This window comes from Fusobacterium sp. (genome assembly GCF_030528405.1).
Lineage (GTDB): Bacteria > Fusobacteriota > Fusobacteriia > Fusobacteriales > Fusobacteriaceae > Fusobacterium.
The window spans coordinates 23,054-37,575 of record NZ_JAUMYY010000005.1 but is presented as its reverse complement, the minus strand read 5'-3'; the positions used below and the strand labels follow the sequence as shown (position 1 = coordinate 37,575).

General features: G+C 27.9%; 13 protein-coding genes. 7 read left to right on the top strand and 6 right to left on the bottom strand.

Features of this window, described 5'->3' with window-relative positions; all coding sequences use genetic code 11:
• Nucleotides 1-13: 13 nt before the first annotated feature.
• The 5 genes from Q4A58_RS01555 to Q4A58_RS01535 all read left to right on the top strand — a co-directional run bounded on the left by Q4A58_RS01555 (nucleotide 14) and on the right by Q4A58_RS01535 (nucleotide 5,999).
• Nucleotides 14-1,282 carry a serine/threonine protein kinase gene (locus Q4A58_RS01555; protein WP_303115989.1) on the top strand — a complete coding sequence of 423 codons (1,269 nt, stop codon included), beginning with the start codon at nucleotides 14-16 and terminating at the stop codon, nucleotides 1,280-1,282.
• Nucleotides 1,272-2,057, top strand: coding sequence for a VacJ family lipoprotein (locus tag Q4A58_RS01550; RefSeq protein WP_303116037.1), 786 nt, complete (start codon nucleotides 1,272-1,274; stop codon nucleotides 2,055-2,057). The genes Q4A58_RS01555 and Q4A58_RS01550 overlap by 11 nt, the downstream gene beginning before the upstream one ends.
• A 62-nt stretch (nucleotides 2,058-2,119) precedes the next feature.
• The gene (pepV, locus tag Q4A58_RS01545) at nucleotides 2,120-3,478 is read left to right on the top strand and encodes a dipeptidase PepV (RefSeq protein ID WP_303115987.1); all 1,359 of its coding nucleotides are present in this window, start codon (nucleotides 2,120-2,122) and stop codon (nucleotides 3,476-3,478) included.
• A 17-nt stretch (nucleotides 3,479-3,495) separates the two neighbouring features.
• A complete protein-coding gene (locus Q4A58_RS01540) occupies nucleotides 3,496-4,368 on the top strand; it encodes a DUF2156 domain-containing protein (protein WP_303115984.1) in 873 nt (290 codons plus the stop codon).
• 11 nt (nucleotides 4,369-4,379) lie between these two features.
• Nucleotides 4,380-5,999: a Na/Pi cotransporter family protein gene (locus Q4A58_RS01535; protein WP_303115982.1), complete on the top strand. Its 1,620-nt coding sequence runs from the start codon at nucleotides 4,380-4,382 to the stop codon at nucleotides 5,997-5,999.
• Between the two features lie 57 nt (nucleotides 6,000-6,056).
• On the opposite strand, the gene Q4A58_RS01530 is transcribed toward Q4A58_RS01535, so the two are convergent.
• On the bottom strand, nucleotides 6,057-8,528 hold the full coding sequence (locus Q4A58_RS01530) for an AMP-binding protein (RefSeq protein WP_303115979.1): 2,472 nt from the start codon (nucleotides 8,526-8,528) through the stop codon (nucleotides 6,057-6,059).
• Between the two features lie 205 nt (nucleotides 8,529-8,733).
• Between Q4A58_RS01530 and Q4A58_RS01525 the strand changes: the two genes are divergently transcribed.
• The gene (locus Q4A58_RS01525; protein ID WP_303115977.1) at nucleotides 8,734-8,961 is read left to right on the top strand and encodes a DUF4234 domain-containing protein; all 228 of its coding nucleotides are present in this window, start codon (nucleotides 8,734-8,736) and stop codon (nucleotides 8,959-8,961) included.
• Nucleotides 8,937-9,317, top strand: coding sequence for a DUF2752 domain-containing protein (locus tag Q4A58_RS01520; RefSeq protein ID WP_303115975.1), 381 nt, complete (start codon nucleotides 8,937-8,939; stop codon nucleotides 9,315-9,317). The genes Q4A58_RS01525 and Q4A58_RS01520 overlap by 25 nt, the downstream gene beginning before the upstream one ends.
• Before the next feature lie 165 nt (nucleotides 9,318-9,482).
• Here Q4A58_RS01520 and Q4A58_RS01515 read toward each other — a convergent pair whose 3' ends face one another.
• From Q4A58_RS01515 to Q4A58_RS01495, 5 genes are read right to left on the bottom strand one after another with little or no spacing between them, the layout of a single operon-like run.
• Nucleotides 9,483-11,990: an AMP-binding protein gene (locus tag Q4A58_RS01515; RefSeq protein WP_303115973.1), complete on the bottom strand. Its 2,508-nt coding sequence runs from the start codon at nucleotides 11,988-11,990 to the stop codon at nucleotides 9,483-9,485.
• A 9-nt stretch (nucleotides 11,991-11,999) separates the two neighbouring features.
• Nucleotides 12,000-12,149: a hypothetical protein gene (locus Q4A58_RS01510; protein ID WP_303115971.1), complete on the bottom strand. Its 150-nt coding sequence runs from the start codon at nucleotides 12,147-12,149 to the stop codon at nucleotides 12,000-12,002.
• A gap of 11 nt (nucleotides 12,150-12,160) precedes the next feature.
• Nucleotides 12,161-12,835, bottom strand: coding sequence for a response regulator transcription factor (locus tag Q4A58_RS01505; RefSeq protein WP_303115968.1), 675 nt, complete (start codon nucleotides 12,833-12,835; stop codon nucleotides 12,161-12,163).
• Nucleotides 12,832-13,683 (bottom strand): ATP-binding protein, encoded by an 852-nt coding sequence (locus Q4A58_RS01500; RefSeq protein WP_303115965.1) that lies wholly within the window; start codon nucleotides 13,681-13,683, stop codon nucleotides 12,832-12,834. The genes Q4A58_RS01505 and Q4A58_RS01500 overlap by 4 nt, the downstream gene beginning before the upstream one ends.
• 50 nt (nucleotides 13,684-13,733) lie before the next feature.
• Nucleotides 13,734-14,513 carry a Cof-type HAD-IIB family hydrolase gene (locus Q4A58_RS01495; RefSeq protein WP_303115962.1) on the bottom strand — a complete coding sequence of 260 codons (780 nt, stop codon included), beginning with the start codon at nucleotides 14,511-14,513 and terminating at the stop codon, nucleotides 13,734-13,736.
• Between the last annotated feature and the right edge of the window lie 9 nt (nucleotides 14,514-14,522).

The window sequence follows — 14,522 nt, the reverse complement described above, 5'->3', positions numbered from 1 at the left end:
GGAGAAAGAGAAAATGAAGAAAGCAATACTAATTCTGATGATTATCATATCAAATTATGTCTTTTCATATAACTTTCCTATAAGTGACCCTTACTCGGCAACAATAATAGGAAGTTCTACAATAATGACACCCAATGTTAGTGAAGAAGTCCCAACAAAAGTGTATAGTGTAAAAATAAAGAAAAAAGTTCCAGAGATATTTTGGTATGCAGAAAATTTTGAGTTTTCTTTGACAGCACAGAAGAAAGAAGCACCTCTGATATTTGTATTGGCAGGAACAGGCTCTGATTATAAATCCGTGAGGATGAAATACTTTGAAAGAATTTTATACGATGCAGGCTTTAGTGTGATATCAATTAGTTCACCAATGAGTGCACAGTTTTTAATTTCAGCTTCAAAATATTCTGTACCTGGTCTTTTATTACAAGACAATAGTGACACCTATAAAGCCATGAAGTTAGCATATGAAAGAATAAAAGATAAAGTAAAAGTAACAGATTTTTACGTTATGGGTTATAGTTTAGGTGGAACAAATTCAGCAGTAATATCATATATAGATGAAAGTGAAAAATATTTTAATTTTAAAAGAGTATTTCTTATAAACCCAGCAGTTGAACTTTATAGTTCTGCAAAAAAATTAGATAGTTATCTAGATGAATTTACAAGAGGAGATACTTCAAAAATTGAATATTTAATAGAAAATGTTTTAAATAGAATGAAGAACAATATGAAAAATGAGTATACAAATATAGATTCAGAAACTATATTTAGCTTAATAAGTGGAGATTTTTTAACAGAGGCAGAAAAGAAAGCTTTTATAGGTTTGGCTTTTAGAATAACTTCAGTGGACTTAAATTTTATTTCTGATGTAATTACTAAAAGTAATGTTTATACTAAAGAAGGAGAAAAATTAAATAAGTATACAAGTTTGTTTGAAAATTTTAAGAGGATAGACTTTGCTAGTTTTGAAGACTATGTTGATAAGGTAGGCTTTCCATATTATAAAAAACAGAATGAAAATTTTACCATGGAAGACTTAAATAAAGAGGCAAGTTTAAAAATTATTGATGAATATATAAGAAATTCTGATAAAATTTTTACCGTTACCAATGAAGATGAGCTTATTCTATCCAAAGAAGATTTAAGATATTTAAAAGATGTTTTTAAAGATAAAATAAAAGTTTATCCTACAGGGGGACATTGTGGTAATATGTTCTACTATGAAAATGTTTCGTTAATGATAAATTTTTTAAAAAATGGGGTGTTAGATGATGAAAAATAAGATAAAGATATTTATATTATTTTTAATATTGATATTTACTTCATGTACAAATACAAAGGAAATTAAAAGAGAACCTCATTTAGTAAACTCTACAAATATTGAAAAAAATTATAGTGAAGAAAATGAAAGTAATTTGGATAAATATTTCGGTTCCAATGAAGATCCTTGGGAAGGTTTTAATAGAAGAATGTATTATTTTAACCACCAAGTTGATAAGTATGCTTTACTTCCTATTGTGAGAACTTATAAATTTATTACACCAGTATTTATACAAAATAGAGTAACTAATTTTTTTAGAAATATAAAGGGAATTAATACAACTGCTAATTCATTAGCTCAGCTAAAAGGTAGGAAAGCAATGAGAGCTGTGGCAAGATTCGCCATTAACACTGTTTTTGGATTGGGAGGAATGTTTGATGTAGCATCAAAAATGGGTATGCCTAAGCCTTATGAGGATTTCGGTTTAACCCTTGCACATTACGGGGTGCCTCGAGGTCCTTATTTAATACTGCCTTTACTGGGTCCTTCTTATCTTAGAGATGCCTTTGGTTTAGGAGTGGAAACAATGACAACGAGAGCGGCTGATCCATATAGACATATGGAATTATTTAAAATAAACAGTATTCCTGTTACAGTTCTTAGTGGTATTGATAGGAGAAAAAATGTTAAGTTTCAATATTATGGCACAAGTTCTCCATTTGAATATGAGTATATAAGATTTTTATGGAGTAGGTATAGGAAGTTGCAGGAAGAAACGGGGGTACAATTTTTCTAGAGGATTTTTGATTCATCTAATTAGAATGAAATTTAATTAAATAAAATAAGAGGAGGAAAATTATGGATTTAAAAGAGAAAGTTTTAGAATACAAAGAGGAAGTGGTAAAAGAAATTCAAAATGCAATTAGAGTAAAAAGTGTAAAAGAAGCTCCTTTACCTGGAATGCCATTTGGAGAAGGTCCAGCAAAGGCTTTAGACCATTTTATGGAGTTAGCTAAAAAATTGGGATTTAAAGCAGAAAAATTTGATAATTATGCTATGCATATTGATATGGGTGAAGGAGAGGAAACTTTAGGAATACTTGCACATGTGGATGTTGTTCCAGAAGGTGATAATTGGGAGCATCCACCTTATGGAGGTATAATAGAAGATGGAAAAATCTTTGGAAGAGGAACTTTAGATGACAAAGGTCCAGCTATAATATCTTTATATGCTATGAAAGCTATAGCTGATGCAGGCATAAAATTAAATAAGAAAGTAAGAATGATATTGGGAGCAGATGAAGAAAGTGGAAGTGCTTGTCTTAAATATTATTTTGGAGAATTAAAAATGCCTTATCCTGATTTAGCATTTACTCCAGATTCTAGCTTCCCTGTTACTTATGCAGAAAAAGGTTCCATAAGAGTAAAAATAAAAAAGCAATTTGAAACACTAGATGCTATAAAAATAAATGGAGGAAATGCCTTCAACTCTGTTCCAAATGAAGCCTTAGGAGAGATTCCTGTGTCTTTACTTGAGAATGTAAAAAATATGAAAAAAGTTGAGTTTTTAAAAGAAAAAGAAATCTATAAAATAAAATCAGCAGGTATACCAGCACATGGTGCAAAACCGCATTTAGGTTATAATGCTGTTTCAGCTTTATTTGAAGTTTTAAAAGAAATGGAAATAAAAAATGAAGAATTAAAAGGAATAGTAAATTTTTATGATAAATTTATAAAAATGGAGACTGATGGAGAATCATTTGGAGTAAAATGTGATGATGGAGAAACAGGAGCTCTAACTTTAAACTTAGGAAAGATGACTTTAGAGAACAATCAAATGGAAATATGGATAGATATGAGAGTTCCAGTAAAAATAAAAAATGATAATATTATTTCTCAAATAAAAAAAGTTGTAGAAGATTATGGTTATGAATTTGCTCTTCATTCAAATACACAGCCTCTATATGTTGATAGAGAAAGTTTCCTAGTTTCTACACTTATGAATATTTATCAAGAAATAACAGGAGATAAGGAATCAAAACCTAAAGCAATAGGTGGAGGTACATATGCAAAATATGCAAAAAATGCAGTTGCCTTTGGAGCATTACTTCCATCACAAGAAGATAGAATGCATCAAAGAGATGAATATTTAGAAATTTCTAAAATAGATATATTATTAAAAATATATGTAGAGGCTATATATAGATTAGCAAAATAGATTGGGGACTTATATAAATGTGGAAAAAATTAACATTAGAATCTAAAGATTCTATTGATGAATATACTAAGGGGATATTTGAAATATCAGATAATACCTTTACAAATTTATTTTTATGGAGTTTCGGAGAGGATACCGAATATAGTATAGAAGATGATATATTACTTATAAAATCAATTTATAATGGACAAATATACTATCATATGCCCATATTAAAGCCTGACAAATATGAAGATGATAAAGCTTTTCAAAAAATGATAGAAATAATAAAAAGATTTATTGAGGAAAAAGCACCTATTTTATATTTTACAGAATATTGGGTAGAAAGATTAAAAGATCATTTTGAATTTGTAGAGGCAAGGTATCTTGAAGATTATATTTATTCTGTTGAAAAATTAGCAAACTTATCTGGTCGTAACCTAGCTAAGAAAAAAAATAGAGTTGCTAATTTTAAAAAAACTTACAATTATAGTTATGAAAAGATAACAGAAAATAATATAGCAGAAGTTATAGATTTTCAAAAAATGTGGGCGAAAGTAAATATTGATAAAGATCAAGAAGTTTTAATAAGTGAAACAATGGGAATAATTGAAGTTTTAAAAAATTTCAAATATCTTGATGTAGTTGGAGGACTATTAAGAGTTGATGGAGAAATTGTTGCTTATTCATTAGGTGAGGAGCTTAACTCAAAAACATTTGTTGTCCATGTGGAGAAAGCTCTAATAGAATATGTGGGAAGTTATCAGGCTATAAATATGATGTTTTTACAGGCAGAAGCTTTAAAATATGAATTAGTGAATAGAGAAGATGATTTTGGAGATGAGGGATTAAGAGAAGCAAAGATGTCTTATAGGCCTATAAAACTACTTAAAAAATTTAATATTGAATAGCAGGGGGATGGATGTATTTAAAAATAGTATTTGAACTTATTGGCGGACTGGGAATGTTTCTGTATGGAATGGAAAATATGTCAGGAAGTATGCAAAAAATAGCGGGTCCAAAATTAAAGAAAATATTATCATCACTTACAAATAACAGAATAATAGGAATATTTGTTGGAGTTTTAATGACGGGCTTAGTACAGTCCTCGTCTGTAATAACAGTAATGGCAGTTGGTTTTACAAATGCATCTTTATTGACATTAAAACAAGCTTTAGGAATTATACTAGGAGCTAATATAGGAACTACAACAACAGGATGGCTTTTAGTATTAAATATTGGTAAATATGGTTTGCCTATGATAGGCATTTCAGCAATCTTGTATATATTTAATAAAAAAGAAGAAATAAGAATAAAACTTATGGCAATTATGGGATTTGGCTTTGTTTTCTTAGGTTTACAATTGATGAGTTCTTCCTTAAGCCCCCTAAAGGAATTAGAATTTTTCACAGATATGTTTAAACTTTTTAAAGTAAATTCTTATTCTACCCTTTTAAAGGCAAGTTTAGTAGGAGCATTGATGACAGCGATTGTACAATCTTCATCAGCTACTCTGGGAATAACAATAGCTCTTGCTTCACAGGGTTTAATTGATTATCCTACTTCTGTTGCACTGGTCTTGGGAGAGAATGTAGGAACGACTATAACAGCATTATTGGCATCTTTGGGAGCAAAGGTAAATGCTAAAAGGGCAGCTTATGCCCATACGCTTATAAATTTTATAGGACTTATTTGGGTTACAAGCATTTTTAAATATTATTTAAAATTTTTAGCAATATTTATAGATTCTAATACATACATAGGTCCAGCAATAGCGGCAGCACATACTATTTTTAATATAAGTAATGTAATTATTTTAACTCCTTTTGTAGGTTTACTTAGTGACTTTCTCGAAAAGGTAACTAAGGACGATGGTGAGCAAGATGAAATTAGAGTAACTCGTCTGGCTTCACTTATGATGACTTTACCAACTTTAATAATTGATCAAACTAAAATAGAAATACAGACGATGTCACAATTAATAAAAGATGTCTTTTTTAGAGTTGAGGAAGTTTTATATGAGCCTGATAAAATTAAAAATTATTTAGAGGAAATATCTAAAATAGAAGATAAGTTGGATTTATATGAAAAAGAAATCTATGACACAAATTTTACCTTACTAAATAAATCACTAGAAAAAAGATTAATAGAAGAAACAAGAATTAATTTACTTACCTGTGATGAGTATGAAACTATGAGTGACTATTTAAATAGAATTGCCAATAGATTAAATATGCTAAATGAAAATTCTATAGATATAGATGAAGCGAGAAAAAAATATTTATTTAAACTTCATAGTTCAGCTTTGGATCTTTTTTCTGATATCTCAAAGGCTTATGAAACAAAAGAAAGGGAAATATTTGTAAATGGGATAAGGAAATATTCTCAAATAAAAAATACTTACAATGAAGCTAAAAAATTGCACTTTGAAAATTCTGATATACCTTCAAGGCTTAATACAGGATATTTAGATATAATAAACTATTATAAAAGAATTGCAGATCATATTCATAATATAATAGAAAATTTTATGAAGATATAAAATAATGGGACTGTTGCAAACTAGACTTTTCTAAAATGCAATAGTCCCATTATTTTTTTAATTTTCTAATTCATTTTTTATAACTTCGTAAGCTCTATCAACTATTTCTTCATAAGTCATAGAAGCAGTATTTTCAATTCTGTCTAAAAATTTTAATTCTACTTTAGCTGCTTTAGGGAATTTTTGAGCAGTTGGCCAACATTCATAGGCACCTTTAATGACAAAAGGATGTACATCCACATTTAATTCCTTTGCAAGTATAGCAAAAGTTTTTCTAAATGGATTTAGTTTTCCATCTCTCGTCCTTAAACCTTCTGGAAAAATTACAACATTTTTACCATCTTTTAAGATTTTAGACATAGTTTGTATGACCTCAGCAATATCTTTATTTACATCAACTAAAACAATATTGGACATATTTGCAATGCCTTTTCTAAATGAACTTTTAAAATGATCAGCAGTTGCCATATAATAAGAATTTCTTAAAATTTTTCCAGAAATTGCATAATTGAATAAGAAGCCATCTAAAAAGCTCTGATGATTTCCAACATAGATAGCTTTTTTATCTGATAATTTAGTTTTATTTTCAACTTTAGCCCTTATATATGTCTTAAAAACAATAAGACTTAGCATTCTTATAAAAGACGAAAAAATACTGGAACTAGGAACTTTAACATCAACATTTTTATTTACAATGTCATTCCAATTTAAATTTCCAATTTTTTCAGAACTTTTATGTTCTCTGATATAATTTGCAAGCTCTATAAGTGTAGGATTTTTAGAAATCAAATCTTCTTCTTTAATACCGAAGTTAAGCTCTAAGAAATATAAAAATTCAACCATATCAAGGGAATCCATTTTTAAATCTATTTCAAGATGTGAATCTTGGTAGACTTCTTCTCCCTTTATACCCACAAGATATTTTTTGATTTTTACATACTCATCAAAATCAGGCTCTTCTTTTCTTACTTTCTTTTCTATTTTACCTTCAAGTAAATCTGGAATTAAAAATCTCTTTATTTTTCCAATTTTAGTTTTAGGAAAGTCTTCATTAAGTATTTTAACATCTAAGACTTTTTTATAATCAGCAACTTTTTGATTGTATATATCAACAATGTTCCATTTTAAAGTTTCATAGACATTGGCAATTTTTTCTTCTTTGACTTTAACAAAATCAGGATGGATAACAGCAGTTAAAGCCCCTTTAAAATCTATAACAACTATTTCTGAAATTAAATTAGTCATAGACATAATTTGATCCTCTATCTCAATTGGATTAATATTTTTACCATTAGATAGAACTATCATATCTTTTTTTCTACCTGTAACATATAAATGTTTTCCTTTAAGGTAGCCTAAATCACCAGTATGTAACCAACCATCTTTTATGATTTGTGAAGTTGCTTCAGGATTTTTATAATATCCCTTCATTACATTTCTACCTTGAACTAATATCTCACCATCTTCAGCTATCTTAACTTCAACATCCTTTATAACTCTACCAGCACAGCCTGGTATAATATCGTCCATAGGAGTAAAAGAAATTATGGGTGAAGTTTCAGTCATACCATAACCTTCACAGATTTTTAGACCTAAGGTATAGAAATCAGCAGCTATTTGAGAGTTTAATTTCGAGCCACCTGAAATAAAACTTTTTACATTTCCACCAAAGCCCTCATTAACCTTCTTAAAAATTTTTCTACTGAAACTCAAAGAATTAATTTTTTGAGCAAGTTTAAAAATAAATCTGGTAATAGCTTTTGAGTTTATAGTATCCATTATTTTCTTATGTATCATTTCCCATAATCTTGGAACAGCTATAAGCATAGAAACTTTGTATTTTTTCATTGTTTCCATAAGAGCTGTAGAAGAAATTTCTTCTAGAAAGACTATAGTCGCAGAATATATAAGAGGTAAAATACCAGTTCCTAGAAGCGGAAGAATATGATGTAGAGGCAGTAGAGCAATAGTTATATCTTCCTCACTAAACATTTTGTGTTCATCTAGAGATTCTATATTTGCAAGAAGATTATCAAAGGTAAGCATAACTCCCTTTGGTTTTCCAGTTGTTCCAGATGTATATAATATAAATGCTACATCTTCTTTTTCAGGAGCATTTACATATAAGTCTTCTTCTTTGATTTCAGCCATATCAATTGAAGCAAAGTCTATATTATCGACAACAATTATCTCAACATTCTTTTGTAAAATATTAAGAGCTTCTTTTACTTTATCATGATGCAAACTAGAAGTTATTATTTTTGTACTATCTGAATTATCAATATAGTAAGATAGCTCTTCAGCTGTACTGGATGCATCAATACAAACAGCAGTTGCTTTAGAATCCCAAATACTAAAAAAAGAAATTAAATATTCAGGTCTATTTTCCATAAAAATTAAAATATTTGATTTTTCTTTTAAGTTAGAAAATTTTGTTAATTTTTTTATATCTAATATTAACTCTTTATAAGTTATAGCTTTATCTTTGTAATAGATAGCTACTTTATTTTTATCTACTAATATTTTCAAAAAAAGTCCTCCTTAAAATCTTTATATAACTAGCGTTATTTAATAATTATAGCATAATTTTTGTATAGATAAAAGAATAAATTTTTGAATTTTTTAAATATTTGCCTCTAAAACTTAGAAAACTTTATCTTAAAATATTTACTTTTCAAAGAAAATAAATTAAAATAATGGAAGATATAAATTATTTTTGAAAGGAGTATTTTTTATGAAAGAGCGTAATATTGCTGTAGCTGTAATTCTTTCTTTTGTAACTTGTGGAATATATTATATTGTTTGGATGTATAATATGGGAAAAGAAGTTGAGGAAGTAGGGGGAGATAAAAATGCAAGTATGATATATCTTGTCTTAACTTTAGTTGGACTTCCTATAGTAGCAATGGCATTAGCACAAAATGAGGTAAATAAAATATGTCAAAAAGGAAATATTTCATAATAATTTTTTTAGCTATAGGACTAGCTAGTATTTTATATTATAAAAAATTTGGAGGAAGTATTTGCTTATTTTATAATTTTTATGGTGTTCCCTGTTTGAGCTGTGGAATGACTAGAGCTTATGTACAACTTATGGAATTCAATTTAAAAGGAGCTTTTTATTTTCACCCTTTATTTTGGACAGTGCCATTTATAGTAATATTTTTAATTTTTGATAAGAAGAAATATTTATATTTATTGTTTACTGTTTTTATTTTAGTTTGGCTTCTGAGAATGTATTTATACTTTCCAATAAGAGAACCATTTAATTTTAATCATAATGCATTGATACCTAAAATATATAGCTTAATATTTTAAAAAGAGGCTGTTGCAATTTAAAGATTCGTAAGTGTTTTGAAGTCTACCTAATTAATAATTTCTAGTATTTTTATTAAAGCTATGCTTCTCAAAAATATTGAAATTTTATATTTAGACGGACAAGTAAAATTTTTTAAAATCTAATTTGCAATAGCCCCTCTTATTTTATTCTGTGATTTTCTTTTTTGTTATTTTACTTGCAATTCTATTTTTTGTTTCTTCCACAATTTTGTCTACAGTTTTACCATTTGGTTCGATTCTTTCTAAAAATTCTACACTAAGCTTTCCCTTTTTAGGAAATTTTTGATTGATAGGCCAAGAATCGTAGGCACCATTTATAACAAATGGATATACAGGAACATTTAATTCTTTAGCTAAAATAGCAAATGTTTTTTTAAATTCGGATATATCACCAGTTCGTGTTCTTGCACCCTCTGGAAAGATCATAAGTTTCTTTCCACTTTTTAAAACTTTTGATGCAGCCTGCAAAGTTGTCTTTAAATTTCTGTTGACATCAACTAAGATTATATTTCCATTATTAGCCAAATATTTTTTAAAATTACTTTTAAAATGAAGAGCTGTTGCAATATAATAATTTTCAGCTAACTCTTTTGAGCTAAAAGATTGGTTAACTATAAAGGCATCATGGAAACTTTGATGATTTCCAGCAATTATTCCAGCCCCTTCTTTTATGTTTTCTTTACCTTTTATACTAAGTCCAAAGTATAATTTATATATAGGTCTTAAAATAAAGCTAAATATTTTTGAAATAAAGGCACTTGCTGGTAATTTTACCTTATCTGAATTTTCAAAAACCTTTTTTAAATTTTCATTCTCTTTTATAAGTGCAGTTTCAGCCTTTTCTATTGCTCTTGTTAAAATTGTTTCAATAGTTTTATTTTCAACGAAGTCTTCTTCAGCAAAATTAGTTGAAAAATTAGAATTGATAAAGTTCATAAGTTCAACCATATCTAATGAGTCAAAACCTAGATCTAACTCTATATGAGAGTCTGGATTGATTTTTTTCTGATAAGTATCTTCTATATATTTACTCACAAGCTCGTATTCCAGTCTTATTTTTTCTGGAATAGTTATTTCTTTTTCATTTTTATCTTTAGAAGCTTCCACCTTATTTTCCAATAAATCTTTTAACATAAATCTTCTAATTTTACCCATTTTCGTCTTTGGAAGTTCATCTTTAACTATTTTTATATCATGAATTTTTTTATAATTTGGAGCATTCAAATTATATTTGTCTATAACTTCCCACTTTATAGCTTCGCTTATATTTACAATTTTTTTTACTTTAATTAGTTCAAAATCAGGGTAAACTACTGCAATTAAATGATTATTATGCTCTGTTATAGCAACTTCTTTTATTAGGTCAGTTTCTTTTATAATTTCTCCTTCTATATCTGAAGGATTGATATTTTTTCCATTTGGAAGAACTATCATTTCTTTTTTTCTTCCAATTATAACAAGATGATTACCAGACATTTTTCCTAGATCACCAGTGTGAAACCATAGTTCTTCATCAAAAGCTTCTTTAGTGGCAATCTCATTTTTATAATATCCCTTTGTAACATTTTTTCCTCTGACTAGGATTTCATCATCTGATGTAAATTTAACTTCCACATCAGGAATAATTTCTCCAACAGTATCAGCCCTTTCTCTTCCAGGAACATTAAATGAGATAATAGGTGCAGTTTCTGTCATACCATAGCCCTGTATTAAATGAAAGCCAAGAGTCAAGAAGTTTTCAATCACTCCAGCATCAAGTTTTGCACCTCCTGAAGCCATAACTCTTATATTTCCACCAAATTCATTGTGAACTTTAGAAAAGATTAATTTTCTTATTTTCATAGATTTAAATTTTTTAGCTAATTTAAAGAAAAATCTTCCAAGGGAACTTTTATTAATTTCTCCCATTATTGCTTTATCTAACATTTCCCAGACTCTGGGAACTCCAACAATAACACTTATTTTATGTTCTTTCAGATTTTTCTTTAAGCTTGCTGATGAGATTTCACCTAATATTACAATGGGCACACCAAAATATATTGGCATAATTAGGGTAAAACTTAAAGGTAATATATGATGATAAGGTAAAATAGCAAGTATAGTGTCATTATCTGTAACAAGATTTACATTTTTAACTCCATTTATATTAGCCATTATATTTTCAAAACTCAGCATAACACCTTTAGGATTTCCAGTTGTACCTGATGTGTATAAGATTAATGCTGTAGCTTTTAAATCTTCAACATCAACAGTTTCAGTATCAACTTTAAAGTTATCGGGAATTTTAACTTCATCAACATTTATTAGTTTAACTTGATGCTTAGAAAGCTCCATGGCTTTTTTTGCAATATCCTCTGTTTTATTAGAAACAAAAATATATTCAGGTTCGGCATCATTAAAGACATAAGCAAGTTGCTCATCAGTATAACTGGCATCTAAATTTATTGAAATAGCTTTTTTATCCCATATAGAAAAAAGAGAAAAAATAGTTTCAGGTCTATTTTCAAGCATAACTGCAACTTTGGCTTCTTCCTCTATTTCTAACTTATTAGAAAAAAACTTCACATATCTTATGACATCGCTATAAGTGTATCTGTCTTCATTATAAATAACAGCAGTTTTTTGCCTGTCATATAAAAATCTTATTGACATTTTTACCTCCTAGATTAAATTATCAATCATCTCCTCAAGTTCTTTTTTTTCATCATTAGATAGATCGTAACCAGCTTTCAATTTTTTTAAAATTTTACTATCTTGAGCAGTCATACTCTTTTCTAAAATTTTTATTATTAATTTTAAATAGAAATTCATAAAACCTCCCTTTAGCCTTTTAAAATATAACCATAACCTCTTACAGATTGTAGAATTTTGCCCTCATAGTCATTTATTTTATTTCTTATTTTATTTATGTAAACATCTACAATGTTAGTATTATTAATAAAATCTATCCCCCATACCTTTTCTCGAATATAGGTTCTACTCAGAGCCAGATTTTTATTTCTTACCAAAAGTTCAATTAGAGCAAATTCTTTTTGAGTCAATTCTATTATATTTTCATTCCTAGTTAGTTTTCTACTCATCATATCAAGCTTAAAATCTTGAAAGCATAGATTTATTTCCTTTACAATTTCAGTAAATTCTACTCTTCTGTATAAAGACTTTATTCTATACAAAAGCTCAGTAAACTTAAAGGGTTTTAAGATAAAATCATCAATACCAGCTTTAAATAAGTCAATTTTCAAATCAAAATTACCGTCAGAAGAAAGACAGATAAGCCCAACTTTGTTGTTATGATTTCTGACTTTTTCGCAGAAAAATTTGGCATCTATGTTTTTTACTCTACTATCCATAATTATTATATCATAGGGATTTAGATAATATTTTTCTAAAGCTTCAACAAAGTTTTGTGCAAAGTCAGTTATTATAACTTCTTCTTTAAAAGCAGTTTTTAAATAATTTATAGTTCCTTGATCTTCATGCACAATTAATACATTCATTTTCCTTCTCCAAAAATTTTATTTTTTTTGTTACCTCGAGTATATCCTAAAACGAAGTCTAAATTTATATTTTTCATAGAGTTAAAAATACTCTGCTTTATGTTAGGATTATTACTTTCTAATTTTTTCAATAATTCTTTGATTTCTTTTCTCTTAGAATCCATTTTTCCAGATTCTATAGGGCAGCCACAACTCATAGGGAAAATATTGTTATAAGACATAAAATTTATGATATCTTTCTCTCGTACATAGGCAAGAGGTCTTATTAAAGTTATTTTTCCACTTGTAGATGGAGCTTTAGGTATCATTGTTTTCACAGTACCTGCGTAAAACATATTTATCATAGTTGTTTCAATAATATCATCAAAATGATGACCTAGAGCTAATTTATTAAAGCCCAATTCTTCAACTTTTTTATAGAGAACCCCTCTTCTCATTTTGGCACATAAAAAGCAGGGACTTTCTGGAGCTTCTTCAAAGGCTATTTTCCAAACATCTGCATTAAAAAGTTCGCAGTCAATTCCCATCTCTACTAAATTTTCTTTAAATTTATCAATATCAATAGCTTCAAAACCTGGATTCATAGAAATAAACTTAAGTTCAAAATTTTTACTTCTATCTTTTTTTAATTCTTGAAAAAGTTTACATAGAAGTAAGCTATCTTTACCCCCAGAAACTCCTACAGCTATTTTATCGCCATCTTGAATTAAATCAAAATCGTTTATGGCTTTTATGAACTTTGCCCATATTTTTTTTCTATATTTTGTTCTCAGGCTATTTTCTATAAATTCTTTTTTTGATAGTTGAATAGTATCTACAGCTAAATTATTATTTTGTAAGTCAAGCATAAAACTCCTTAAAAATTTATTAGGATTATAGTTTATTATATGAAAAAAAGTTATTTCAAGAAATTTTTTTCTAAATAATCTGCCACTCCATCTTCATCATTTGTAAGATAGGTTTTATATTTGAAATCTTTGGTACTCATATAACTATCTTTCATAGCAACAGGATAACCTACAAATTTTAACATTTTATAGTCATTACCACTGTCACCAAATGCCATTATTTTATTTGCCTCTATACCAAGTTTTTCTGAAATAATTTTAACTCCCATTTTTTTACTACAATTTTTCATATTTAAATCCAAACAATCTGAAGAAGAGATAACGATTTCAAGATTATCTTTGAAGTGTTTAAACATTAAATCTTTAGCAGAAAACAGTTTTTTTTCTTCCTCTTCTATGATTAAAACCTTTTCAAGATCAGGCAAAATATTAAAATCCTCTAAAAAAGTAAGCTTGTGTTCATTTTTTATTTCTTCATGGATTTTTGCATATCTTGGTAAGAAGACATCTAAGCCATTGAAAGCCTTATAATTAATTTTTTCTTCATCAAGAATCTTTATTGCTTCTTTTCCTAAACTTGCAGGTATGAGATTAGTTTTTAAAATACTTCCATCTTTATTATAAATATTAGCACCATTGTTACATATCATATACATTTCAACATCAATTTTTTCTCTTATCTTTACAGCAGAAGTAAAACTTCTTCCTGTAGCAATAGCGATTTCATAACCTTTTTCTTTAACTTTTCTTAAAATATCTATTGACTTTTCAGTAACTATACCCTCATTATTAAGCAAAGTTCCATCTAAATCAGAAATTATTAGTTCCATTGTTTACCT

Bases quoted from the DNA above. Each gene is read 5' to 3' on its own strand.
- Q4A58_RS01555 (WP_303115989.1), top strand. From the start codon at position 14: ATGAAGAAAGCAATACTAATTCTGATGATTATCATATCAAATTATGTC.
- Q4A58_RS01535 (WP_303115982.1), top strand. From the start codon at position 4,380: ATGTATTTAAAAATAGTATTTGAACTTATTGGCGGACTGGGAATGTTT.
- Q4A58_RS01525 (WP_303115977.1), top strand. From the start codon at position 8,734: ATGAAAGAGCGTAATATTGCTGTAGCTGTAATTCTTTCTTTTGTAACT.
- Q4A58_RS01495 (WP_303115962.1), bottom strand. From the start codon at position 14,513: ATGGAACTAATAATTTCTGATTTAGATGGAACTTTGCTTAATAATGAG.
- Q4A58_RS01515 (WP_303115973.1), bottom strand. From the start codon at position 11,990: ATGTCAATAAGATTTTTATATGACAGGCAAAAAACTGCTGTTATTTAT.
- pepV (WP_303115987.1), top strand. From the start codon at position 2,120: ATGGATTTAAAAGAGAAAGTTTTAGAATACAAAGAGGAAGTGGTAAAA.
- Q4A58_RS01500 (WP_303115965.1), bottom strand. From the start codon at position 13,683: ATGCTTGACTTACAAAATAATAATTTAGCTGTAGATACTATTCAACTA.
- Q4A58_RS01510 (WP_303115971.1), bottom strand. From the start codon at position 12,149: ATGAATTTCTATTTAAAATTAATAATAAAAATTTTAGAAAAGAGTATG.
- Q4A58_RS01520 (WP_303115975.1), top strand. From the start codon at position 8,937: ATGTCAAAAAGGAAATATTTCATAATAATTTTTTTAGCTATAGGACTA.
- Q4A58_RS01540 (WP_303115984.1), top strand. From the start codon at position 3,496: ATGTGGAAAAAATTAACATTAGAATCTAAAGATTCTATTGATGAATAT.
- Q4A58_RS01505 (WP_303115968.1), bottom strand. From the start codon at position 12,835: ATGAATGTATTAATTGTGCATGAAGATCAAGGAACTATAAATTATTTA.
- Q4A58_RS01550 (WP_303116037.1), top strand. From the start codon at position 1,272: ATGAAAAATAAGATAAAGATATTTATATTATTTTTAATATTGATATTT.